21 protein-coding genes are annotated in these 25,544 nt (G+C 47.9%); 7 read left to right on the top strand and 14 right to left on the bottom strand.

Annotated elements, in window-relative coordinates:
- Positions 1–858: 858 nt before the first annotated feature.
- From rny to HPS53_RS04035, 4 genes are all read right to left on the bottom strand, one after another.
- The gene (rny, locus tag HPS53_RS04050) at positions 859–2,394 is read right to left on the bottom strand and encodes a ribonuclease Y (protein ID WP_104370350.1); all 1,536 of its coding nucleotides are present in this window, start codon (positions 2,392–2,394) and stop codon (positions 859–861) included.
- Positions 2,395–2,423: 29 nt separating this feature from the next.
- Complete coding sequence (locus tag HPS53_RS04045) at positions 2,424–2,735, bottom strand: cell division protein ZapA (RefSeq protein WP_104370349.1); 312 nt, start codon at positions 2,733–2,735, stop codon at positions 2,424–2,426.
- Positions 2,736–2,743: 8 nt separating this feature from the next.
- On the bottom strand, positions 2,744–3,040 hold the full coding sequence (locus HPS53_RS04040; RefSeq protein WP_104370348.1) for a hypothetical protein: 297 nt from the start codon (positions 3,038–3,040) through the stop codon (positions 2,744–2,746).
- A 110-nt stretch (positions 3,041–3,150) separates the two neighbouring features.
- A complete protein-coding gene (locus HPS53_RS04035; RefSeq protein WP_104370347.1) occupies positions 3,151–3,783 on the bottom strand; it encodes a hypothetical protein in 633 nt (210 codons plus the stop codon).
- Positions 3,784–3,984: 201 nt separating this feature from the next.
- On the opposite strand from HPS53_RS04035, the gene rfbA reads away from it, so the two are divergent.
- From rfbA to HPS53_RS04020, 3 genes are read left to right on the top strand one after another with little or no spacing between them, the layout of a single operon-like run.
- Positions 3,985–4,851, top strand: coding sequence for a glucose-1-phosphate thymidylyltransferase RfbA (gene rfbA / locus HPS53_RS04030; protein ID WP_104370401.1), 867 nt, complete (start codon positions 3,985–3,987; stop codon positions 4,849–4,851).
- A gap of 15 nt (positions 4,852–4,866) precedes the next feature.
- Positions 4,867–7,413 carry a tyrosine-protein kinase family protein gene (locus tag HPS53_RS04025; protein WP_104370346.1) on the top strand — a complete coding sequence of 849 codons (2,547 nt, stop codon included), beginning with the start codon at positions 4,867–4,869 and terminating at the stop codon, positions 7,411–7,413.
- Positions 7,410–7,853 (top strand): BT0820 family HAD-type phosphatase, encoded by a 444-nt coding sequence (locus HPS53_RS04020; protein ID WP_104370345.1) that lies wholly within the window; start codon positions 7,410–7,412, stop codon positions 7,851–7,853. The genes HPS53_RS04025 and HPS53_RS04020 overlap by 4 nt, the downstream gene beginning before the upstream one ends.
- 241 nt (positions 7,854–8,094) lie before the next feature.
- Here HPS53_RS04020 and HPS53_RS04015 read toward each other — a convergent pair whose 3' ends face one another.
- Complete coding sequence (locus HPS53_RS04015; protein ID WP_104370344.1) at positions 8,095–10,029, bottom strand: sugar phosphate nucleotidyltransferase; 1,935 nt, start codon at positions 10,027–10,029, stop codon at positions 8,095–8,097.
- Positions 10,030–10,288: 259 nt separating this feature from the next.
- On the opposite strand from HPS53_RS04015, the gene HPS53_RS04010 reads away from it, so the two are divergent.
- From HPS53_RS04010 to HPS53_RS03995, 4 genes are all read left to right on the top strand, one after another.
- A complete protein-coding gene (locus HPS53_RS04010) occupies positions 10,289–10,888 on the top strand; it encodes an RNA polymerase sigma factor (RefSeq protein ID WP_104370343.1) in 600 nt (199 codons plus the stop codon).
- Between the two features lie 690 nt (positions 10,889–11,578).
- Positions 11,579–14,041, top strand: a complete 2,463-nt coding sequence (locus tag HPS53_RS04005; protein ID WP_104370341.1) for a TonB-dependent receptor — start codon at positions 11,579–11,581, stop codon at positions 14,039–14,041.
- A 29-nt stretch (positions 14,042–14,070) separates the two neighbouring features.
- On the top strand, positions 14,071–15,462 hold the full coding sequence (locus tag HPS53_RS04000) for a DUF4374 domain-containing protein (RefSeq protein WP_172204547.1): 1,392 nt from the start codon (positions 14,071–14,073) through the stop codon (positions 15,460–15,462).
- Positions 15,463–15,534: 72 nt separating this feature from the next.
- Positions 15,535–16,698 carry a PepSY domain-containing protein gene (locus HPS53_RS03995; protein ID WP_172204545.1) on the top strand — a complete coding sequence of 388 codons (1,164 nt, stop codon included), beginning with the start codon at positions 15,535–15,537 and terminating at the stop codon, positions 16,696–16,698.
- 535 nt (positions 16,699–17,233) lie between these two features.
- Here the strand turns inward: HPS53_RS03995 and rpe are convergent.
- The 9 genes from rpe to HPS53_RS03955 all read right to left on the bottom strand — a co-directional run bounded on the left by rpe (position 17,234) and on the right by HPS53_RS03955 (position 25,529).
- The gene (rpe, locus tag HPS53_RS03990) at positions 17,234–17,881 is read right to left on the bottom strand and encodes a ribulose-phosphate 3-epimerase (protein ID WP_104370338.1); all 648 of its coding nucleotides are present in this window, start codon (positions 17,879–17,881) and stop codon (positions 17,234–17,236) included.
- 10 nt (positions 17,882–17,891) lie between these two features.
- Entirely contained in the window at positions 17,892–18,020 is a 129-nt protein-coding gene (locus HPS53_RS12690; protein WP_255401984.1) for a hypothetical protein, read from the bottom strand.
- Between the two features lie 100 nt (positions 18,021–18,120).
- Complete coding sequence (gene fmt, locus HPS53_RS03985; RefSeq protein WP_104370337.1) at positions 18,121–19,098, bottom strand: methionyl-tRNA formyltransferase; 978 nt, start codon at positions 19,096–19,098, stop codon at positions 18,121–18,123.
- Positions 19,099–19,140: 42 nt separating this feature from the next.
- Entirely contained in the window at positions 19,141–20,949 is a 1,809-nt protein-coding gene (locus HPS53_RS03980) for a chloride channel protein (RefSeq protein ID WP_172204543.1), read from the bottom strand.
- Positions 20,950–21,146: 197 nt separating this feature from the next.
- On the bottom strand, positions 21,147–21,716 hold the full coding sequence (locus HPS53_RS03975; protein ID WP_172204541.1) for an L-threonylcarbamoyladenylate synthase: 570 nt from the start codon (positions 21,714–21,716) through the stop codon (positions 21,147–21,149).
- A 96-nt stretch (positions 21,717–21,812) separates the two neighbouring features.
- Complete coding sequence (locus HPS53_RS03970) at positions 21,813–23,381, bottom strand: peptide chain release factor 3 (protein WP_104370334.1); 1,569 nt, start codon at positions 23,379–23,381, stop codon at positions 21,813–21,815.
- Positions 23,378–24,241: a dTDP-4-dehydrorhamnose reductase gene (gene rfbD / locus HPS53_RS03965; RefSeq protein WP_172204539.1), complete on the bottom strand. Its 864-nt coding sequence runs from the start codon at positions 24,239–24,241 to the stop codon at positions 23,378–23,380. Before rfbD ends, HPS53_RS03970 begins: the two co-directional genes overlap by 4 nt.
- Before the next feature lie 54 nt (positions 24,242–24,295).
- A complete protein-coding gene (locus HPS53_RS03960) occupies positions 24,296–24,856 on the bottom strand; it encodes a DUF4924 family protein (protein ID WP_104370332.1) in 561 nt (186 codons plus the stop codon).
- A 7-nt stretch (positions 24,857–24,863) separates the two neighbouring features.
- Positions 24,864–25,529 (bottom strand): LysE family translocator, encoded by a 666-nt coding sequence (locus tag HPS53_RS03955; RefSeq protein WP_172204537.1) that lies wholly within the window; start codon positions 25,527–25,529, stop codon positions 24,864–24,866.
- Positions 25,530–25,544: the final 15 nt, after the last annotated feature.

The raw sequence follows: 25,544 nt of genomic DNA, 5'->3' as shown, positions 1-25,544 counted from the left end.
TTATTTGGCCATGACAGGATAAAACATAAATAAAGCAGGTATGAAATCCAAATGACATGCGGCATAAAAAGTGTAGGGCATATCGCGCTGTATATCGTGATAAAGCTTGCATCAACGCTTGTTTTTGATTACTTTTGCATACGACAAAAACATAATGAAACGACACGACCATGATAAATATTTACAAATACATGTATATCCCAACCACACAACCACAACCGTCTGTGAATATTTATTCGCTTTCTGGAACTGTAATATTTGACAAACGGAAGAAATAACCGCTCCCGCATACTCATATATTCCGCTTCAAACGGAACGCACGGCAATCCCACAGCCCGAACGGCAACGGATAAAGAAGTGCGAACAACGGCTAAAACAGACTGCGACGAGGTGCCCGATGCTCTGCATCGGGCACCTCGTCGCATTATAACGGGATACCCGTTGCATTGCATTTAGACGCTAAACGCGATCCAACGGGATACCGAATGCAATGCAACGGGTATCCGAATGAAAAAAAGACCTGTTTCCGGACGATATATACCGAACAGAGCACCTTGACACAACAAATAATTTATCAATTTTCAAAGGAAAGCCCAAATCCACCACCCGGCATTGCATATATATGCACGAAACAGGCCATAGGAAAGCGTTAAAGAACCGACGCCCTTCAGATGACGTTTTATTTACATCCTCACCGGAGACGACATCTTCATGGCATTGCATGCCGCCACCGTCTTACAGTAAATCAGCATCATAGGATACCAATCCGTACATCCGGCAAAAACGGTATAAAAAACAAATATGGGGCAAGACTTCGTTATGTCTTGCCCCATACTCATAATTCCGGAGTATGCGTCCTTATTTCGCGTATGCCACGCTGCGAGTCTCCCGGATGACGGTTATTTTCACCTGTCCGGGATATGTCATCTCGTTCTGTATCTTGTTGGCAATCTCGCTCGAAAGAGCCTCTGTCTGCACATCGTCCATCTTGTCGGCACCAACGATGACACGAAGCTCGCGTCCTGCCTGTATGGCATAGGTCTTGGTGACACCGGGATAGCTCATCGCAATGGCTTCGAGGTCGTTAAGGCGCTTGATATATGCCTCCACTATCTCACGGCGCGCGCCAGGACGGGCACCGCTGATTGCGTCGCACACCTGAACAATGGGAGCAAGCAGAGTGTTCATCTCGCACTCGTCGTGGTGTGCGGCAATCGCATTGCAGATATCGGGTTTCTCCCTGTATTTCTCAGCCAGCTTGGCACCATAGAGTGCGTGCGGCAGTTCGCTCTCCTCATCAGGCACCTTACCTATATCGTGAAGCAATCCGGCACGCTTGGCCTTCTTCGGATTGAGACCGAGCTCAGAAGCCATTACGGCACAGAGGTTGGCCGTCTCACGGGCATGTTGCAGAAGGTTCTGACCGTAAGAACTGCGGTACTTCATCTTACCGACGATACGTGTAAGCTCGGGGTGAAGCCCGTGTATACCAAGATCGATCGCAGTACGCTTACCGGTCTCTATCACCTCGTTCTCTATCTGCTTTCTCACTTTCTGCACAACCTCCTCTATGCGGGCGGGGTGTATGCGGCCGTCGGCAACAAGCTGATGCAACGCAAGGCGGCAAATCTCACGACGAATAGGGTCGAAAGCGCTGATAACAATCGCCTCGGGGGTGTCGTCGACCACGATTTCCACACCTGTAGCCGCTTCAAGCGCACGGATGTTACGGCCTTCACGACCGATGATACGACCCTTCACCTCGTCATTGTCGATGTGGAACACGCTCACGCTGTTCTCTATCGCCGTCTCGGTGGCCACACGCTGTATTGTCTGTATGACGATCTTGCGTGCCTGTGCGTTGGCGTTGAGTTTCGCCTCGTCCATAATCTCGTTGATATAGCTCTGCGCATCGGTCTTGGCCTCGTCTTTCATGGCCTCTACCAGACGGTATTTCGCCTCTTCCGCGCTAAGCCCTGACAACTCTTCGAGCTTGGCACGCTCTTGAAGCTGCATCTTTTCAAGCTCCTCGTTCTTTATCTGCAACAGTTTCTTCTCGTTGTCGATACGTACCTGCTGGTTGTCGAGATCGTTCTTCCGGCGGCCAAGCTCTTCCTGGCGCTGGTTGAGCGATATTTCACGCTGCTTCAACTTGTTCTCACTTTGCTGGATATGCTGATTGCGCACCTGCACTTCTTTTTCAAGCTCGCTCTTCTTGTTGAGGAACTTCTCCTTCACTTCGAGTAGCTTTTTCTCTTTCATCACCTCGGCGTCTTTCTCGGCCAAGGCTATCATCTCGTTATATTTCCCTTTTATTATATATCGGAAAACAAGATATCCGCAAAGCCCCCCTATGATGAGAGTGGCCGCGGCGATAATTATTGTTAGAACCATAAATTAATAATATGTTGTTGTTAATATTCTCATTTCTTTTTCTCTCCGAGCGCATCCTCTATCTCGGCAGTCAGTGTATTGAGAATATCGTTATATGGAGCGACATCGTTCTTCGCACGTTCTTTCTGGTGCTGAAGCGCGATGTCGATAAGCGTCATCAACGCTATGGTATGGTCACTCTTGCGTCCCTTAAATATCTGTGAGTAGACATTGTACCGGTCCGTGATATGCTTGGCGGCCGCACGGTAATATTCCTCTTCCGCACGGTCTATGACCACCTCTATCTCTTCATCATATACATGTAGGCGTATATGCAACTTATCTCTGTTCTGTTCTGCCATCTTCCTCACTACTTTTGTTCCGTAAGGACCGCGATGCACTTGTTTACATCTCTGATGAGCTTGGCCAGCCTGTTCTTGGCCGTCTCCAAGTCTCCATCCGTGATCTCCATCATCTTCGCCATCTTCAAAGAGTCATAGTCGCTGCTCCTGTTTTCCAAGTCTGCGCGAAGACGTCTTATGTCTTTCTCGTTCTGATCGACCATTGCATAAAGCTCTTCGTTTTCCTTTTTCAATTCCTGAAAGCGAAGTATCATCTGCCTGACACGGGTCTGAAAGGTTGTCAACGTCTGTTCGTTCGGAGCCATTGCTTTTCTCTTTATCTTACAAAGATATTATTTTTCTTCCAATTTTAAGTGCCGCTTGTATATCGTTTAATGTTTTTTAATTCTTTACATTATTGCCGATAACCCGAAATTCATTTCTTTATGTCCTCGTCTTTCGGCTTCGGCTCTTTCTTGGCAAGTGTCACCACCTTGTAAACAAAATCGGTGACCCACTTCTGACTGAATCCCAACCTGCGGTCATACTCGCGTATCGACACCACTGCCTTGAGCACACCGGGATCTTTATAGTCGTTCTTTGTGAAAATGTCATTCACGGTCTTCTCCGTCATCATATAAAGAGCCTTGTTGAAGAAACCTGGTATGCGCAACTTGAACTTCATCAAATTGCCCATGAGCATCATCAAATCCTGTGTAAAACCCTGAAACTGAAACATGTAAGCCTGTATATCCTGCATCTTACGGCAGTTACGGCGAAGGCTCTGGTCTATCTCCTTAAAGAAACTGTCGTCCATCGAGTAGATGTCTTTCAGCATCTTGCGGCAACGCGACTTCTCACCCACACCGAGCTTGTTATTTACCGTAGGCACATGAAGCGTTGTCTTGAAAACCCTCAAGTCGGGAAGCATCGCAAGATTGGTAATGCCAAGATCGGCCGCCATGGCAGCCTGAAAATAAACACGTATCAGGGTCATGAAATCTTCCATACCGCCTGTCTTATGTGTCTCTTCTTCCTTCCGTCCGAATAATTTAGATATTATATTCATAAAATTTATTTTCAATAAAAGCGGGAATATACGAAATCGAAGTCCAAACGATACGCAATAAGCCGCTGATCATACGTCTTTCAGCATGCAAAGTTAATTATTTTTCCTCATATTATAATTAAATTCCATGTAAAATATATGGTAATGCAGGAAAAAAGACTTACCTTTGCCGAAAATTTCAAACTATTACTCAGCTATAACGTGAAAGGAATTGTTTTGGCAGGTGGTAGCGGCACACGGCTCTACCCTATAACCAAGGGGGTCAGTAAACAACTGATACCTATTTTCGACAAGCCGATGATATACTATCCTATATCAGTACTGATGCTTGCCGGAATAAAAGACATATTGATTATCAGCACACCGGCAGACCTGCCCGGGTTCATACGGTTGCTGGGTGATGGAAGTTACTATGGCGTAAAATTCGAATATGCCGAGCAACCGTCGCCTGACGGACTTGCACAGGCATTCATCATCGGCGACAAGTTTATAGGCGATGACTCGGTATGCCTCGTATTGGGCGATAACATATTCTACGGAAGCGGCTTTTCGGGACTGCTCGAACAAAGCGTGAGAAACGCCGAAAAAGATAATCTCGCCACTGTATTCGGCTATTATGTAAACGACCCGGAACGATACGGGGTGGCGGAATTTGACGAAAAAGGCAACTGCTTGAGCATCGAGGAGAAACCGGAAAATCCGAAATCAAACTATGCCGTGGTAGGGTTATATTTCTATCCGAACAGCGTTGTAGAAATTGCGAGGCACATAAAGCCGAGCAAACGGGGAGAGCTTGAAATAACCACGGTGAACCAGGAGTATCTGGCACAAAAGAAGCTGAAAGTGCAGACTCTCCAACGGGGATTTGCATGGCTCGACACCGGAACACACGACAGTCTCAGCGAAGCCAGCACGTTCATTGAGGTAATCGAGAAACGGCAAGGCCTCAAGGTGGCGTGCCTCGAAGAGATCGCTTTCAGAAAAGGATGGATTACGAGGGAAAAGCTCCATGAACTGGCTCAGCCCATGATAAAAAACGACTACGGACAATATCTCATGAATATTTAAGAACCAAACACTATGATGGAAGAAAAGAATAAATTGGAAACGACAGAAACAATAGATGCCCTTGCGCAGAACGAGCAAGAGAGTTCGTTTGATTTCAGAACCATTTTCACCATTTTCATATTAAACTGGCAGTGGTTCGCCTTGTCTATATTTATATGTCTGTGCGGTGCTCTGATATACCTCAGATACAAGAGTCCCGTTTATCAGCTATCGGCAAAAATTCTAATCAAGGACGAAAACAAACAGAAAGGCGGTAGCAGCAACCAGATGCTTGCCAACATGCAGGAACTGGGTTTCATATCCAACAGTGCGGGTATAGACAATGAGGTCGAGATACTGAAAAGTCATATCCTTTCACGTGAAGCCATCAAGGATTTGAAACTGTATGTAGAGTATAAACTTGAAGGAAGGGTCAAAAACCGTCTCATATACAAGAACCAGCCTATCATCGTAGACATCGATCCCGCCAGTCTTGAACAAATGGACGAGACGCTTCAACCCGTCAAATTGAAGATAATAAAAAAAGGAGACACGTATAAAGTCACCGGTATGGCATACACAAAGGAAGGTACTGAAAGACCGTTCAAGACCTCATTCAGTTCTTTCCCTGCCACATTAAAGACGTATGCGGGCGTGCTCACGTTCAGAAAGAACCCGATAAAACCAGTGTTTGAAACTCAGGAGGACTATCAGAAATTCATAAACAAAGACCTCTACGTCACCATTTATCCGTTATCATACGTCGCAGCCTCATACGTTAAGGCCATGTCGGTAGAGCCTACATCAAAAACCACGTCCATCGCTCTAATGACATTGAAAGACAAAAACGTGGAAAGAGCGGAGGATTTCCTCAACCAGTTGGCTATATGCTACAACAGACAGGCCAATGCCGACAAGAACGAGATTGCGGTGAAGACGGAGGAGTTCATCAACGAGCGTCTTGAAAAGATCAATGCCGAGCTTGACGTGACGGAAAGTTCGTTGGAGAGCTACAAGAAGCGTAACAACCTTACGCAGATAAAACTTGACGCAACAGAGAACCTCGCACAGTCGAGCCAGTACTCAATAAAGCTCTCAGAAGCCAAGGCACAGATACAACTGCTCGATTATCTGCGCGAATACATAGACAATCAGGACAACAAATACCAGATAATCCCTTCCAATGTAGGGTTGGAAGACAACGCTTCCACAACTCTTATCAACAAGTACAACCAGAGTGTGATAGACCGTAACAGACTGTTACGCTCCGCATCAGAGATAGCTCCGCAGGTGCTCACGCTTACAGAGACACTCGACCAGCTTCAAAGCAGTATCAGGACAGCCCTGTCACAGGCTCGTCACAGTGCCGATATAAAGCGCATGAACATTGAGAACCAATACTCACAGTATCAAAGCAAGATATCAAGCACCCCCGAACAGGAACGTGTGCTTACTCAAATCGGTCGCCAGCAGGAAGTAAAATCAGGTCTTTATCTGATGCTTTTGCAGAAGCGTGAAGAGAACTCAATATCGTTGGCTGCCACTGCCGACAAGGGTAAACTCATCGATGAGCCTATATTTGAGGGCAAAGTAAGCCCTAAAGGCAGCATAATCATGCTTGTGGCATTAGTGGCGGGCTTCGGTATGCCGCTGCTCATCATATACTTACTGCAATTGCTCCGGTATAAGATCGAGGGCCATGCAGATGTAGCAAGACTCACCAACCTGCCTATAATAGCGGACGTGGCTGTGGCAAACGGAAGTGAAGACAGCCCAGGCGGTATTGTGGTGCACGAGAACCAGAACGATCAGATAGACGAGATATTCCGAGCCATGCGTACCAATATCCAGTTCATGCTGAAAGGAGACCAGCGTGTCATCATGTTCACATCGTCCACATCGGGTGAAGGTAAGACATTCAATGCAGCCAACCTTTCGGTTTCTTTCGCATTGCTTGGCAAGAAAGTCATCCTTATCGGTCTCGACATCCGCAAGCCCGCGCTTGGCAAACTGTTCAGAATGTCTGACCGCAACATGGGTGTTACCACGCTGTTGTCAAAAGACGAAGTCACAATGGAAAGCATAAAGAGCCAAATACGCCCGTCGGGAGTAAACAAGAACCTCGACCTCATGTTTGCCGGCCCTGTACCTCCAAACCCGACCGAGCTTCTTGCACGAGAAAATCTCAGCCAGATCATCGAGATGCTGAAAGCCGAGTACGACTATATCATACTCGATACGGCACCTGTCGGACTCGTTACCGACACTCTGCAAATCGGCAAGCTCACAGACGTCACCGTCATTGTGTGCCGTGCAGACTATACCCCGAAAGCGGCATTCGGCCTTTTCAACGGTCTTGCGGCCGAGAAAAAACTGCCTAACATGTGCATAGTACTTAACGGTGTAGACCTGTCAAAGAAGAAATACGGCTACTACTACGGCTATGGCAAGTATGGCAAATACGGACGCTACGGCGGTTACAGCTCATACGGAAGCTATGGTAACTATGGCTCATACGGAAGTTATGGCAATTATGCGAACAGCCACTACGGAAACGCAAACGATAATTCAGTAAAGAAATGACAATAGCAGTAGATTTCGACGGAACAATAGTCGAGCATAAATACCCGAAAATCGGTGAGGAGATTCCTTTTGCAATCGATACCCTCAAAATGCTTATCAAAGATCATCACAAGCTCATCCTATGGAGCGTGCGTGAGGGAGATTTGCTCGAAGAGGCGGTAGAATGGTGCAGAAGCAGGGGCGTTGAGTTTTACGCCGTGAACCGGGACTATCCGGAAGAGACATCCAGCAACAACCAGCACTTCAGCCGCAAGCTGAAAGTGGATATGTTCATAGACGACCGCAATGTGGGCGGATTGCCAGATTGGGGCACGATATACCGAATGATCAGCCACCGCAGAACATGGAATGACCTCATGATGGAAGCTGAAGGGAACAACACCGGCAACCCGTATGGTCCGCAAAACAAACAGATGAAAAAGAAATGGTGGCAATTCTGAACACCACATGATACGTAATGAAAAACCGGCTGCATGACTTCACGCAGCCGGTTTTTCATTGAATATACACAAGGATTGGCATGCCTTCACACTTGACGCACCGCTCATAACAATTAATAGCCATCGAATAACACCTAAAACACAATATCATTGCCAGGCACAAAGCCCATTACATGTCTCCACATGCAGCAACACACTCACCATATATAATGTGACACACAATATACCGGTTAATAACTCATTAACTACGAGCAAACTCCAAGACGGTATTTCTGAAAGCGGAAGGATTACCAATATCAAACATACGGCCGTCAACTCTCACTCCCAATATGCCCTTCTGCCGCCTCACTGCATCGAGAGCTGCCGTCAGCTCAATCTCCCGGCCGTCTCCGTCAGCATCGGCCGCCATAATATCCGCCGCCAGACGGTCAAACACATCTGGAGTGAGAATGTATTGCCCGAAAACCGACCAGTATTCTTTCCCTCCATCGGCACCTTCCACGTACATACAATCTTCCGCAAACGCGGCATCCGGTTTCTCGGTCATCATCGACACATTGAGAATACGCCTCTGAACATCATCCCACCGACCGCTCAATATCCCGTATTTGTCCACATCAGTCAAACAGATCCGATGAATGGCAACCACAGGCTTGGCATACTTCTCATACTCTTCTATCAGTTGCAGAGCGCATGTCTTGTTACCATCGCTCCTATACAACGTATCACCAAGCAACAGCAGTACCGGCTCATTGCCCGCGAATTCCGTTGCCTGAAAGACAGCATGCCCGAAACCACGCTTCTCATTCTGGTAAACATAATGCAGGTGCTTGCCTATATCAAGGATATGATTGGCATAGCCACGGTTTTGAGGAGACAACTTTCTCAAATACTCTTCAGGCAACGGTGTCTCAAAAAAATCTATATACTGGCGCCGTTCTTCCTCCGAGCCGAGTATTATACAAACCTCCTCTATGCCGCTGGCCATCAACTCTTCGAGCAATATAAGTATGACAGGACGCACCATGCCATCCGGACACGGCACAGGGAAGAAGTCTTTTTTCATGGCACATGTGGCCGGATAGAGCCGGGTGCCGAACCCTGCGACGGGAATAATAGCTTTCCTGACTGTATGCACCGGCTGCAACGTGAACGAATAAGCACGCAATCCGCAATCATTAAGGTACTCTTCAAGCCGATGCTGGCACTCAGAGTCGCGAGCGAGAAACTGCACCGAGCCGTCACCGTGCGACCCAACGCCTTTTCCTCCATATACGAGCGGCTTTATATTCTCATCATTCAGATAGCGGTGCAGTATCGGGGAATTGAGCGCAGGAGACATCGGAGTGACAAACCTGTCGAAAAGATCCTCCGTCTCGGTCATCAGTTTGCCGAGCCGCTCGGCATCGCCCGACGCAATATACCCCACCGCACGTTCGACAATATCCCTGTTTTTGCTTCCGAAAAAATCATGCAGCCGCCGGCTGTCATCGTCCATGGCAAAAGGATACGACTTGTTGAGATCTGCCAGTATCTGCACTGTATCCTTACACGAGCACAAGTCTGCTATCACCCAGTGCAACGGCCGTTTGACTGTCATAGCCCTTACCTCCACCTCGTCGCCGTCGAAAAGCATCAGGCTCGGCTTCACACCGAAAGCGCACGCCTGGTCGAGACGGCCGCAACGAGACGCGGTGCGAAGCTCGCCGAGATAGGCGATGTTCATCTCGCCGAGCGTATTAAGATTGAGGTGATACAGTTTGTTGAATGCCCTTGCCACAAGCACACAGATAGCAGCGCTGCTCGACAATCCGCTCTTCATCGGAAGCGTCATCGAAGTAATGTTTATACGCACGCCACCCACCTTATACCATTCGAGCATATATGACGCCACACCCGCACAATAGCAGAAGAACGAGCCCGACTTGGCTACCTTTTTCAGTTCAGCGTCGTTCATACGGCATGAGAAATTGCTCCAAAGCCCCTCTATCTCCGGGGCGCAACTCGTCACCTCAAAGACCGGCGACCGCTCAATCTCGGCATATATCCCCTGCTCTATTCCCGTCACGACAGCAGCTCCGGGCAATATATCTGCATTCATGGTACGGTAATGCCCCGCCCAATCGGTATGCTCGCCAAAGAGGCAAAGCCTTCCCGGCACAAAAAGCTTTATCATTTCAGATTATGTTATTTCTTTTTTCACAGTCTTTCCGCACTGCTCAATGCACTGCGACGCATCATCCGAAAGCCGGATGTGTCTTACCATGCAAAGATAACGAAAATATCTTTGAAAAAACAATTTAGTACCCGATTATTTGGTCATACAGATTATTTTATATACTTTTGCATCATAAACAACAGATGTTAATAACGAACCGACAAACCATTTGCCTATCGACAAAAACTTTACTTAATAATAAAAACAAAGATTAAGTATGACGAAATTTGACAGTATGACCGACGAAGAGTTGGCCTTACGATATGTTGGAGGAGACAACAAGGCATTTGACGAGTTATTGGCACGCAATCAATCAAAGTTGTTCACATATATAATGTTCGTGGTCAGGGACCAGGAACTGGCTAATGATTTGTTTCAAGACACATTCGTAAAAGTCATCACCAAGCTACAAGAGGGTAAATACACAGACTCGGGAAAGTTCTCTTATTGGGTAACAAGAATTGCCCATAACGTCATTATGGACTGGTACAGGATGCAGAAAAACGAACATATCGTGGAACCAACTGAAGACAACGACCTGTCCAACCTCAACGAGAACTCTGTGATAGATACCGGAATAGAGTCAGAAATAGTCAACAGCCAGATTATGACAGACGTAAAACGAATGATGGACAAACTGCCCACCGCACAACGTGAGGTGGTATACATGAGATTTTATCAGGATTTGTCGTTCAAAGAGATTGCCGAAGTGACGGGAGTCAGCATCAACACCGCTCTCGGCCGCATGCGATATGCAATTCTAAACCTCAGGCGCATGGCTCACGAACACGATATTCTGCTTAAAATGGAAGCTTGAAAAGCATAAAAAAATAGAACCATTCCTACATAGGATAGTTCTTTTAAAAAGCGGAAAAGTATTTTCCGTTTGCAATCATAAGACAAATTCATGTCATTAAAGCATTAAACGCCTTGCAACGGGTATTCGGTTGCAAGGCGTTTTGTATTAATCATTTAAAATAACGATCACATATTGTACCGCAACGGACTGGCAAATACAAAACAATTTATTGAGGCAGGCCGGAAGTCTGGGCTGGTTTCATTTTCTTTTTTTTGTGATTTGCGCAGTCTGCATTTCTGTCGGGAACTCACTATAACATACTCTTGTAACCCCTAAAAAGTGAGTTATGCGAAGTACATTCAAAGTAATTGCTCTATATGAAAAAAACAGCGAAAAACAGGGATGCAACCCGCATTTGAAGTGCTGTCTTACGGTAGACGGCGAGATTAAACAGCTCAATAGCAAGATGGATGTTTCGCGGCTGCATAAAAGCCCACTATCTCTGTATCTGTATAGAGCCGGAAACCATTATGAAACTCTTTTAACAGCACAATGCCAAGTCAGCCAAGAAAGTATGATACATCAGTCTAAGGGTACATTCCAGCGTCATGTAACCGTCCGCAAGAAGTATCAGCCATCAAAATACCTATTTTTTGCGATTGCATATTTTTTTCAGCAAGCTTATCTTTGCACTCGAAAACTAATTATATGTCAATAATAAAAAATATACACAGATTTAGAAAAATAGAGGCTTTTGTTGCCATACTGACTGTCTGCTTTCTGCCGATTTCCGCTCAGTCGCATAGTCCGCACCATGGCCATCATGATTCGCCCGTCTTCGCATGGCTCTCGGGGAGAGTAATGGAAAAAGACAGTACGGCAGCTTCTTTCGCTACCGTATATCTGAAAGATACAAATTACGGATGCTCCACAGACGACAAGGGGAGGTTTCGCTTCAAGGTTCCTGTAGGAACGCACGAGTTGGTCGTTTCACTTCTCGGCTACGAACCCGTCAAGAAAAATATAACAGTAAGTCAGGATTCGGAAAATCTTATGGTCATTCTACGACCGGCAACGACCGGGTTGGAAGAGGTTGTCGTTCATTCCAGCGGTGTAAGTCGGGTTCAACAATCACCGTTCAATGCAGTGGCAATAAATACCAAGACCTTGCAGAATACGACCAAAAGTCTAAGTGACGCACTTTCGCGACTACCCGGCATAAAACTCCGCGAATCGGGTGGTGTGGGTTCCGACATGCAGCTTATGCTTGATGGCTTCAGCGGCAAACACGTCAAAGTTTTCATCGATGGTGTGCCACATGAAGGAGCCGGACAGGCGTTTGACCTGAACAATATCCCTGTGGGCTTTGCCGAGCGTATAGAGGTATACAAAGGAGTCGTGCCTGTGGGCTTCGGTACCGACGCCATTGGCGGTGTAGTAAATATAGTCACAAATAAACGACGTAGCAGTTGGCATGCAGATGCCTCCTACTCCTACGGATCGTTTAATACCCATCGCTCGAGCATTCGCCTCGGACAAACGACCAAAGATGGGTTCTTGTATACAATCGAAGCATTCCAGAATTATTCGGACAACAATTATTACATCGACAACTGGGTGCGTGAGTTCGAGGTACAACCCGATGGTACGATCCACAAATTTCCCGTAGATAAAAATGACGTTAAACATGTCCGTCGTTTCAATAATGCGTTTCACAATGAGGTGGTGTCTGGTAAACTCGGTCTTATCGGGAAAAAATGGGCTGACCGGCTCGTGTTTGGCTTCTCTTGGTCAAATTTCTACAAGGAGATCCAGACGGGTGTCTATCAGGAGATTGTTTTCGGAGAGAAACACCGTAAAGGGCATTCGCTCTCCCCCTCACTCGAGTATGTCAAGCACAATATCTTCACTCCGGGGCTCAACCTGCTCGTCTCAGCAAATTATAACCACAATATTACACACAATATCGATACGACAGCCCGCTATTATAACTGGTACGGCCACTATTACGAAAAAGGCAGTCGCGGTGAGCAATCCTATCAGAACAGCGAATCGAAAAATACGAACTGGAATGCCACGCTGACGCTCAACTACCGCATCGGCGATATCCATACATTGACGTTCAATCATGTATATAGCGATTTTCGACGCACGAGCCGCTCTCACTTGGGAAAGTCATCGGTAGTGACAGATTTTTCCATTCCTAAAATTACGCGCAAGAACATCAGCGGACTTTCTTATCGGTTAATTCCGTCCAAGCGGTGGAATGCCTTAGCATTTGTCAAGTATTACCAACAATACAACCGTGGTCCCGTGTCACGCAGTACCGACGGTGTGGGTGATTACGTCTCGCTTGGCAAAAGTTTGTCTACATGGGGTTATGGGGCAGCAGGAACTTATTACGTACTAAAAGAGTTGCAAGCGAAACTCTCGTACGAGCGGGCTTTCCGTTTGCCCACCACCGACGAACTCTTCGGTGACGAGGATCTCGAAGCAGGCCGCACAGACCTGAAGTCTGAAAAGAGCGACAATATCAACCTGAATTTCAGCTACCACGGCCGTTTCGGCTACCACAGCCTATATGCAGATGTCAGCCTCATCTACCGCAACACAAAAGACTACATCAAGCGCGGCCTGGGAAAGCACGGCTCAACGCAATATGGCATCTACGAGAACCACGGACATGTCCGCACCAAAGGCTACAACGTGTCATTGCGCTACTCGTTTGCCCGCAGGTTCGACCTCGGTGGTACGTGGAATAGCATAGACACACGCGACTATGAGCGGAACTGGACAGGATCGTCTCAGCAGGAAAACATGCACTACAAGGTGCGGCTGCCGAACATTCCATACCGCTTTGCCAACTTCGACACCAATTTTTATTGGCGTAACCTCTTCGCCAGAGGACATACACTCACAGTAGGTTATGAAGGTTTCTGGCAGCACTCCTTTCCACTTAACTGGGAGAACATTGGCGACAAAGACTCCAAAGCCTACGTGCCTGAGCAACTTTCGCACAATCTCCAGCTGTCGTACAGCACCCAAAACGGACGTTATAATATTTCATTGGAGTGCCGTAACCTGACCGACGCACGACTCTACGATAATTTTAGCCTTCAGAAAGCAGGACGTTCGTTCTACGTCAAGGCACGTGTTCATTTCGGCGACTGATTTATAAATTACAAATAAAAAAAACAATTATGAAAAAGAATCTTCACACATTGGGGCTTCTCGCCCTATTATGCATCGGCACAACCGGCCTGCTGACCTCGTGCAGCGACAGCAATGACACACCCGAGACAACACCGGGTACCGATGCCGGAACCTCATACGTAATCGCGGCTATGGACGACGGCACGAGCTATCTTATTACCGCTCCGTCACTTGATGAAGGCACTGTTACCGTGCGTGGCATGGGCACTGAGGTGCTCGGTGGCTCCTACTGGGTATTCAAGAACCATAAATATGTATTCTCACTGGTTTATAACAAAGGTGGAGCCGGTACCGGCGCATCCTACTACCTCAACGCAACAGGTAAACCCACCGAGAAATACAGTTACGAATTCAACCGCATCACCTCCTACGGCACGTGGGGCGACAAGGTCGTGACCGTATCGACCGGCAACTCTAAAACAACGGATGCCCAAGGCAATATAGCACAAGCGCTTCTATTCAACTACCTTGATGAAAATACGGGTGGACAAACCGAAGGGTCGATTGATGCGGAGAACTTTCTCGGCAATGGCGAGAAGGTGACATTCGCAGGTCTGGAAGAGGCCAACGGCAAACTCTACACCTCGGTCGTACCGATGGGCATGAGCCTCTACGGCATAGCAAAGTGGCCGGATAAGGTAACTGACCATGAACTGATCGCCAAAGCCGACGGCGGTTCTGCCAGTGGCTCCTATACGGCTGGCGTGATTCCCTCTACGCAATATCCAGATCGTGCCTACATCGCCATCTACAGCGGAACATCATTCGCAGAGAAACCTGTAATCGCCTCGACCGACCGAATCGGTTTCGCATGCGGTCGCATGCGTTCACAGTACTACCAAACGATTTGGGCTGCCGACAATGGAGATCTCTACGTCTTCTCGCCAGGCTATGGTCGCACATTTACTTCGTCGGCTGATTTGAAAAAGGTAACAGGAACCAAACCATCGGGCGTAGTGCGTATACGTAAGGGAGAGACGGACTTCGACCCCGACTACTATGTGAATTTCGAAGAAATCGGCACGAAGCATCCTATCTTCCGTTGTTGGCACATTTCGGATTGCCACTTCCTGCTCCAGCTCTATTCCGAAGGCGTGGATGGAATGAAGAAAGGCAAGGATGCCATCGTCAATGAACTGGCCGTCTTCGACGCCGAAAAGAAAACGGTGGTTCCCGTTACGGGCTTGCCGTCCAATCTGGCGGGCTTCGGAGGAGAACCATACGGTGAGAACGGTGCCATGTACATAGCAGTGACCGTGACCGGTGGCGACAAACCGGCGTTCTATAAAATAGATACAGTGACAGGACGTGCCCACAAAGGTCTGGTGATAGATGCGGAATCCGTTGCCACCGCAGGAAAACTGACCATCCAAAAGTAAAAAATACAACGGACAAAATAACAGCCCGCTATCTGCCAAGCTGTTACTTTGTCCGTCCCAAATACTCTATTTATGAAACAGTTCATTTCAAAAATACACCTGTGGCTCTCCATCCCGTTCGGACTTATCGTCACCGTCATCTGTCTGTCCGGTGCTGCGCTCGTCTTCGAAGATGAAGCAACCCGTGCGCTTCACCCAAAACTCTACCATGTGGCTCACGCCAATGTACAGCCACTTGCACCATCGCAACTCGTGGCACGCGTCGACGAGCAGATGCCTGATTCGCTCCATCTGTCCTCACTGCGACTCTCCGGCCAGCACGACGAAACCTGTATGGTCACCTTTCACGAAACGGGCCGCAGACGGTTGAGCGTTGATCCCTATACGGGTCACGTGAACGGCTGGCTCGGAAGTTCCACCATGCGCAAGCTCCACCGCTGGCTGCTTGATCCACCTGCAGCTAAAGGAGAGAAATCTGTCGGAAAAATCATTGTCGGAGTCTCAACGCTATGTCTGGTAGTGATTTTGGTTAGCGGTTTTATTCTTTGGTTTCCCCGTAACCGCAAATCGTTACGCAACAGGTTGAAAATAACATTTTTCAACGGACGCCGCCGTTTCTACTACGACTGCCACATCGCATTGGGATTCTACACTACCCTATTATTGCTGGTAATGGCGCTGACAGGTCTTACCTGGTCATTCGGCTGGTACCGCACAGCTGCTTACGCACTTTTTGGCGGTGCACAGCAAAGCATTGCCGCATCAGAAAACACCTTGAAAAAGACCTATTTTATTGATCGCAATGGCCGCAAAACAACAGGTAAGGGAACCGCTGATCCGAAACTCGGAAAGTTGCGAAACGAGAAAGAAGAGTTTAAGTTCGATTATTCCGTGTGGGACAAGGCGCTCACGCAACTCACCGCACATTATCCTGTTTACAAAACAATCTTACTGACACAAACCGAAGCGCAGGTCGTACGACAATCCAATATACGACGTACCGACCGCATTGCGTTCGACCCGCACAGTGCTCGTCTCGGTGACATTATGCGTTATGAGGACACGCCCCGACATCAACGTCTCCAAGCTTGGTTCTACGCGTTCCATACCGGTTCCTGGGGTGGTATTTGGACGAAACTGCTCTATTTCCTTGCCGCGCTCATCGGTGCCACATTGCCACTGACTGGTTATTATCTGTGGTGGAAGCGGTATTCAGACCGGAAGAGAACGAAATAGCTTTTACGTCGGTACAAGATAATCGAGAAGTGGGAACGGGAAATGGTTACGCATCCCCTTCTCGATTAAATATCCCAACATACCCTAAATATAGCAATGAGTACACAAACACTGTAATTGACGACTCCCAAAAGAATATTTTTCTCCGAAAAACATTTAGGAAAATCAACGGGATGAATGATATTCTTTTTCTGCAATCCGATTTTATAAAATTATTACGATCGCTCGTATTTTCGGAAAAAGATATTATATTGTCTATCAAATAGTTATTTGACAACATAGCAATGCAAAAGGCTGAATTTCGCATGTTTAAGAAATATCAACCTCCATTACTAAAATAATTCGCTAAAAGTTCATTACCCAATCGGTTAAGTCTAACCGATTAAAATCTGAAACAAGAACCAGCCAAACCTCATAAAACTCATAATCCAGACAAATACAATAACAACTCAAAACCCGCATTTATATATCCGACATCTCATGGTCTGTATCAGGCAAACGATTTTTGGGCGCCATGTAAAATCATTCGCTGAAATCAAAGACTGCGAAGATCGTGTATTGTCTGCTCCGGAGTATTGCTCTTAAACACATAACTGCCGCTCACAAGCACATCAGTGCCGGCTTCCACAAGTAACGGCGCCGTGACGGCATCCACACCTCCGTCAACCTCTATCAACGCTTTCGAACCGCTCTGTTTAATCATATCCCGCAGACGCCTGACCTTTTCTATTGTGTTCCCGATGAAAACCTGTCCGCCAAATCCCGGGTTTACACTCATCAGCAATACCATATCCACATCGCCGACAATGTCTTCAAGCATACTCACAGGGGTTGACGGATTGAGGGTCACACCTGCTTTCATGCCGGCCTCATGTATCTCATGTACCGTACGGTGCAGATGTGTACAAGCCTCGAGATGCACATTCATCATCATGGCACCTAGTCTGGCTGTCTCACCGATATATCGCTCAGGATGAACAATCATGAAATGCACGTCAAGCGGTTTTCTGCACACCTTGGCCACGGCCTCAATGACCGGAAAACCGAACGATATATTGGGTACGAAAACACCATCCATGACATCAATGTGAAGCCAATCGGCATCACTGCGGTTTATCATGTCTATATCACCGGCGAGATTAAGGAAATCGGCGGCGAGAAGCGACGGAGATACTATTGCCATTACTTTGCGGTTAATTCAGACAGCAGGCAGCCTGCGTGCCGTCGGTCAGTTTTATCACTCTGTAAGTATACGCTATCTGTTTTATCAGTTCAAGCGTTCTTTCACTCGGATGTAATGCTTCTTGCGTAAAATATTTCATAGGCACTCTTTGGTTTGTTACACTTTCTATCTATCAAACGACAGTTGCCTTGTTTTATTATACTCGCCAAAGCATTTTTTGCCTCATGCCACACAAGTTTCTACTCCATACGGTGACGGCCGGCATCATTCATGCCATTGATAAACTCCGTGGCTGTCATACGGCGACGGCCGGAAAGTTGAAGTTCACACATCCGCAAGAGGCTATCTCCGGTACATACATACATCTGCCTGTTTTCCACTACTATTGAGCCAGGTGCGGCCGATGCCCCGAAACTTGTTTTTTCCGTGGCGTAAATCTTAATCATCTTCTCGCATCCGTCGGGCGACACGATATTACACCACGCTCCTGGCACAGGGCTTAGACCACGGACGAAGTCATAAACTTCTTTTCCCGTCTTTCCCCAGTCTATCCTGCATGTATCCTTGAAAATCTTGGGAGCATGACGAAGTTCTCTCGCCGTGACAAGAAGCTCTTCCTGCGGTACAGACTCAGGATGACCGTCTGTCTCCACAATCCTCTCAAGCGTCTTGATACATATCTCAGCGCCGAGCCTCATAAGCCCGTCATATACGTCCTCCACATTATAGTCGTCGGCGATTTCGAAAGGCATCTGCATTATTATCCTGCCGGTATCTATGTCCTTATCGAGGAAGAAAGTCGTGACACCAGTCCGCTTCTCCCCATTGATGACGGCCCAGTTGATCGGAGCAGCTCCTCTATACTGCGGAAGGAGTGCCGCATGAACATTGAACGTGCCATACTCCGGCATGTCCCAAACCACCTCGGGAAGCATGCGGAAAGCCACCACAACCTGCAAATTCGCGTCATAAGAACGCAACGCCTCGACAAACTCCGGATCTTTCATCTTTACCGGTTGCAACACCGGAAGGCCATGCTCCAGCGCATATCTCTTCACGGCAGACGGCTGCATCACACTTCCGTGACGGCCTACCGGCTTGTCGGGCTGGGTCACCACTGCCACCACGTTATAACCGTTCTCGACAAGCGCCTTTAGCGTCTCTACGGCAAATTCAGGCGTGCCCATGAATATAATCCTTAAATCCTGCTTTCTCAAAATAATTTCTGTTTATTCGGTGAATACTGCTTATAAAAACGGTCATTCCTGACTCATGTCTGCCACCATCTTCCTATATGCGGCATAAAGTCGCTGGCGTGACACGTAACCTTTCAGCCGGTCGTCGCTGTCGAGCACGGGCAGCCCGTCTGCCTGTGTGCGGTCGAACACCTTCATCACCTCGGTCATCGGCATTCCGTCGCTCAGTGTGACAGTAGGTGGCAACATCAACTGATGTGCGCGGAAATGATGATAAAGTTCGGTGCGGAACACCACGTGCCTCAATTTTCCTATGTTTATCTCGCCAAGCAGATTGCCGGCCGGGTCAAGTACCGGCAGTATGTCGCGGCGGCTCAGACTGATCTTATGCACAATCTCTCCCAATTCCATATCGGGCGACACTGCAGTGTAATCATTATCCACTATGCTGTCGAGAGTCATCAAAGTGAGCACCGCATTGTCCGTATGGTGAGTGATGAGCTTGCCCTGCCGAGCCAGTCGCATGCCATAGATGCTGTGCGGTTCGAATATGCTTATCGTGAGATATGAGCACACGCTCACGATCATCAGCGGCAGGAAAAGACTGTACCCGCCCGTAATCTCGGCTATAAGGAATATGCCGGTGAGCGGAGCGTGCATCACCCCTGACATAACTCCGGCCATGCCCAAAAGTGCGAAATTCTTCTCAGGCGTATAAATTCCGATATTATATATGTTCCACAGGCGGGCAAACAAAAAACCGCCGAAACACCCAATGAAAAGGCTGGGCGCGAAAGTTCCGCCGCATCCGCCTCCGCCGTTGGTGGCAGAGGTGGCAACTACCTTTGTAAGCATTACGAGGGTTATATAAAGTATCAGGAGATTACTCTGCCCGGAAAACAGCGAGTTCCGCAAGACACCGTCCCAATCTTCAGCCGTCTGTCCGTTGAGCAGAAGATTGATATCACGATACCCCTCACCATAGAGCGACGGAAAAAGGAATATCAACAGGCTCAACGTAGCTCCGCCGATAAGCAAGCGCACGTAAGGACGGCTCTTGAAACGGGCGAAAACATTCTCGCACATATTCATGGTACGTATAAAGTAAAGGCTTATCAGGCCGCATGTCACACCAAGCAGGATACAGGCCGGCACACGGCCGATGACCCAGTCACTGTCTATATGAAACGAGAAAAGGGCCGTAGAGCCGCGAAATATATACGTAAAGCACGTGGCTGTGACACAGGAGATGAGCACAGGAAGCAGTGAGGCCATTGTAAGGTCTATCATCAGTACTTCGAGTGTAAAGACAAGACCGGCTATCGGTGCCTTGAATATTCCGGCAATGGCTCCGGCCGCACCGCAACCGACGAGCAGCAAGAGTGTCTTGTTGTCCATCTTGAACAGTTGCCCCAGATTGGAACCGATTGCCGAACCGGTAAGAACGATAGGAGCCTCGGCTCCCACCGAGCCTCCGAAGCCGATGGTTATGGCCGAAGCTATCACCGACGACCAGCAGTTATGTCCGCGAAGACGGCTCCGCTTGCTGCTTATCGCATAAAGAATACGTGTTATTCCGTGGCTGATATTGTCTTTGACCACATATCTCACGAAGAGAGATGTGATGAAGATTCCCACCACCGGATATACAAGATAAAGCCAGTTAGCCGTCTGACGGTTGAAAGACCCTGTCAGCAAAGCCACTATATGGTTTATTATCTCATGAAGAATATATGCCGCCACGGCCGAGAAAAAGCCTACGAGAAAAGCGAGAAAAAGCACAAACGTACGATGACTGACATGTTCTTCCCGCCATGCCAGCAATCGTCCGAACAGTGTCGGAGCTTGCGCTTCAGTGTTATAGATGTTCATCGTGTATCAATTATCCGATAATCGATCCGGATAATCCGGCGGTTATTTCCGGACAAATAGTATTATCACCCTCAAGCGGGCGTAGTCCTTATTATAAGAGAAAGGTTTCACGTCAAAAAAAGCGTGCCCGGCTCCCTACAGCAATCACCTGTCGCGTTGAGATGAGACGCGGTTCACCGTGTAAAATACATTCCGCCCTATTTGCGTATGATCTGTATCTCTCCGCCCTGTCCGAGCTTAATGATGGCCGACGGCTTGTGCGGCTTGTGCTCCTGGCGTCTCGTCCAGCACACGTAGTCCACCGAGTCTATTATCTCTTGCGATATGTCACGGTAGTTCTGTGCCGCCGGCTCTCCCGATATATTGGCCGAAGTGGATACGACAGGTTTCTGAAAGCGATAGCACAACTCTTTCGAGAAAGCCTCGCCGGTTATCCGCAACGCCACACTTCCATCCTCAGCAATCAGGTTCGGAGCAAGGTTTACGGCACCATCGAGAATTACAGTCGTCGGTTTGTCTACACAATCGAGCAGGTCCCAAGCCACGTTCGGCACATTACGTACATATCGTTGCAGCCTTGCGTCGCTGTCCACAAGACATATCATGGCCTTGGAATCGCTACGCTTCTTTATCTCGTACACTCGTGACACCGCTTCGGCATTGGTCGCGTCACATCCTATTCCCCACACGGTATCGGTCGGATAGAGTATCACGCCACCCTTACGCATCACCTCCACGGCCTGTTTTATATCGTCTTCTATTTTCATTTACAATCATTACTTATTGTTTCCGTCAACTTATAATAATCGCTCCCGCGCTCATTCCATAATCATCCGATTATACGGCGGCAGACGGTTGCCACATTAAAATTCGCTGGTAAAATGGAACCTAATGCCTTTAAAGTCTTCCTGAGCCATACTGAGAACATATCCGCTGTCGGCAAGGAAAACATCCCGGCCGTCTTTATCCTTGGCCATATACTGATACTTGCGCTTCTTGAAGTTTTCAAGCTCGGCTGCGTCATCACTCTCTATCCAGCATGCTTTATACAGATGAACCGGCTCCCAACGGCACTTGGCGTTATATTCGTTCTCAAGGCGATATTGAATTACCTCGAATTGGAGCTGTCCCACCGTTCCTATTATCTTCCGACCGTTAAACTGGTTGACAAACAACTGCGCCACACCTTCATCCATCAACTGGTCTATTCCCTTTTGAAGCTGCTTCGACTTCATTGGATCGGCATTCTCAATATATTTGAACATCTCGGGCGAGAAACTCGGCAAGCCGCGGAAATGTAGCATTTCGCCATCCGTGAGTGTATCACCGATTTTGAATATACCGTTATCGGGAAGTCCGACAATATCTCCCGGATACGCCTCTTCAATAGTGCTCTTACGCTGAGCCATGAACTGTGTTGGCGAAGAGAAGCGCACCGTCTTACCCATTCTCACATGAAGATAAGGCTGGTTGCGTACAAACTTACCGCTGCATATCTTGCAAAAGGCAATGCACGAACGGTGATTGGGATCTATATTTGCCGTTATTTTAAATATAAATCCTGTGAATTTGGACTCTTCCGGCTCCACAATTCGCTCCTCAGCCTTTGTAGGTCTTGGACTCGGGGCTATCTCGACAAAGCAGTTAAGCAATTCCTGCACACCGAAATTGTTCAACGCCGATCCGAAGAATACCGGAGCAACGGCAGCCGAACGATAGTCGTCCACATTGAATTCGGGATACACTCCGTCCACAAGTTCGAGGTCCTCACGCAGTTTTTCCGCATCACTCTCCCCTACCATACCATCGAGTTCGGCACTGTCCACATCTACCTCCACTTTCTCCGTCACACGCTGCTTATCCGGTGTGAACAAATCGAGCTTATTCTCATATATATTATATACACCCTTGAACTTAACTCCCTGGTTTATCGGCCAACTGAGCGGACGTACTTTTATTCCGAGCTCCTGCTCAAGCTCATCAAGAAGATCAAACGGATCGCGTCCCTCGCGGTCCATCTTGTTAATGAATATGATTACGGGTGTGTTGCGCATGCGGCACACCGACATAAGTTTTCGCGTCTGTGCCTCCACGCCTTTTGCCCCGTCAACCACTATTATGGCTGAGTCAACAGCCGTGAGGGTGCGGTATGTATCTTCGGCAAAGTCCTGGTGACCGGGCGTGTCGAGAATATTAACCTTGTATCCCTCATAGTCAAACTCCATGACCGAGGTCGAAACAGATATTCCGCGCTGCTTCTCAATGTCCATCCAGTCAGACGTTGCCGTCTTGCGTATCTTGTTGCTCTTCACCGCTCCCGCCACCTGTATCTGTCCTCCGAAAAGCAGGAACTTCTCGGTCAGCGTCGTCTTGCCGGCATCCGGGTGAGAGATAATCGCAAAGGTGCGTCTTCTTTGTATTTCGCTGTTCATCTTTCCTGTTCGCTTAAATCCTTTATACATCTTTCGAGCGACTCCTCCCAATATGGGATTTCCACTCCGAACGTCTCCTTAATCTTTGTCTTATCGAGCACGCTGTATGCCGGACGGTTCGCCTTTGCCGGATACTCATCGGTATGCAATGGTATTACATGACATGTGCCTATTCCGGCTATACGGTGTATTGCCTTGGTAAAATCATACCAACTGATTACCCCCTCGTTCGAGAAATGATATACTCCAGGCACCACTCCCTTGTTTATCGCCGTCATGATTACGGCGGCAAGGTCGGCGGCATTGGTCGGAGTGCCTATCTGGTCGGACACAACACCGAGAGTGTCACGCTCCCGTCCAAGTCTCATCATAGTCTTCACGAAGTTGTTTCCGAAGCGGCTGTACAGCCATGCCGTGCGTATTATCATCGAATCCAGACATGCTTTGAGCACATTCGTCTCGCCTTCAAGCTTGGTATTGCCGTAAACGCTGTCAGGCGACGTTGGGTCAGTCTCACGATAAGGCGTGTGTCCCGTTCCGTCGAACACGTAGTCGGTAGACACCTGTATCATCCATCCGCCGCGGGCAGCTATCGCCTCGGCCAGATATGCTGGAGCCGTGGCGTTCAACAATCCGCAAAGCTCTACATTATCCTCAGCCTTGTCTACCGCGGTATACGCCGCACAGTTCACCACTCCGTCAATCTCATTCCGACGGATAAAATCGTTTACGGCCTCACGGTTGGTTATGTCCAGTTCGGCCACATCCGTATTGAAATAAACATGCTGAGCGTTTTCTTTTTCCAGCAACTGTATTTCATTGCCCAGTTGCCCGTTACAACCGGTAATCAATATATTCATGATATAATTCTTAAATTCTATGATTTCAATAAATAAAAAAACGGTAACGTAGCGCTACAAGCCCTCGTCTTCCTCCACAAAGAGCGGTGTCTCCCTGTCTTTATGATAATAGTCGACGAGCATTCCCACAAGCGTGGTTATCTCTTTCACGGCATGCGCCGTGTTCGGCGTTATCTCTTTTTTTCGAAGACGGAGCATCATCACGCCATAGAGTGAGTTGAAACATGTCTCAATCTCATTCTCGTCCTTTGCAGCTCCGCGGTTGCGCAGTTCGACTATAAACGGCAGGACCTTGTAATACTCGGCGTTATAAAAAGGGAACTTGCCGCTTTGCAGCAACATGGAGTGAAGTTCTTCAAGCTGGATCATCACCACCTTGTTTATTTGCAGATGCCCTGTTTCCCGGCATCCCTCCTGATTCATCATCCTTATCAGATTTCCGTACCAATCGGCCATTTCCTCTTTTTGCTCTTCAGTACAGTCAAACCTGTCTATATATTCCCTGCGAATTCTCGACAACGAGCATCCGAACGCCCTTATCGTGTCTTCTATCTGCCACATGTACAGCAGATATTCGGCAATGTTTTTCTTTCTTAATTCCTGTGATATATACATAGCAAAATCAGAAAAAACGATATAAATTGGTCACCGTCCCGAACAGCATCACGACCGAGCATACCATGACGATAAAACCTATCACCTGATTTATCAGCCTGATACCGTTCTCATCGAACTTACCACGGATTTTGTCAACAAACCATGTAAGGCCGAACCACCACAACAAAGCTCCCGCCACGATACTCATCAGCCCCACAGCCATCTCAAACGGATGATCTGGCAGCACGAAAGCAAACTGGGCGTAGCACGCGAGGAAAAGGAATATTATCAGCGGATTGGAGAACGCTACTAGAAAAGCCGTTATCCCGTTGTGCACCAACGTACCTTTGTTGTGTCCCGAACGGTGCATGTTCTTCGTGGGGTCGGTGCGGTATGTATACACCCCGAACGCCAGCAACAGCATGCTTCCCACTATCTGCAAGTAGAACTTATTCTGCTGGTCGCTGATAAAATCCATCACGAGGCTCATTCCATATACCGTGACAACGGCATACAGGATATCGCTCACCACGGCACCTATACCGGTCACGAAACCATACCAGCGGCCTTTGTTCAGCGTGCGTTGCACGCATAGCACACCCACAGGCCCCATCGGGGCCGAGGCTATGACACCGATGAGCATTCCCTTGAATATGAAATCCAATATGTTAATATGTATCGGAAATGGCATAATGTCTGCAAAATT

The organism is Prevotella sp. PTAC (assembly GCF_013166535.1).
Lineage (GTDB): Bacteria > Bacteroidota > Bacteroidia > Bacteroidales > Bacteroidaceae > Prevotella.
The sequence above is the reverse complement of the archived record's forward strand: the minus strand, read 5'-3'. Positions and strand labels throughout refer to the sequence as shown.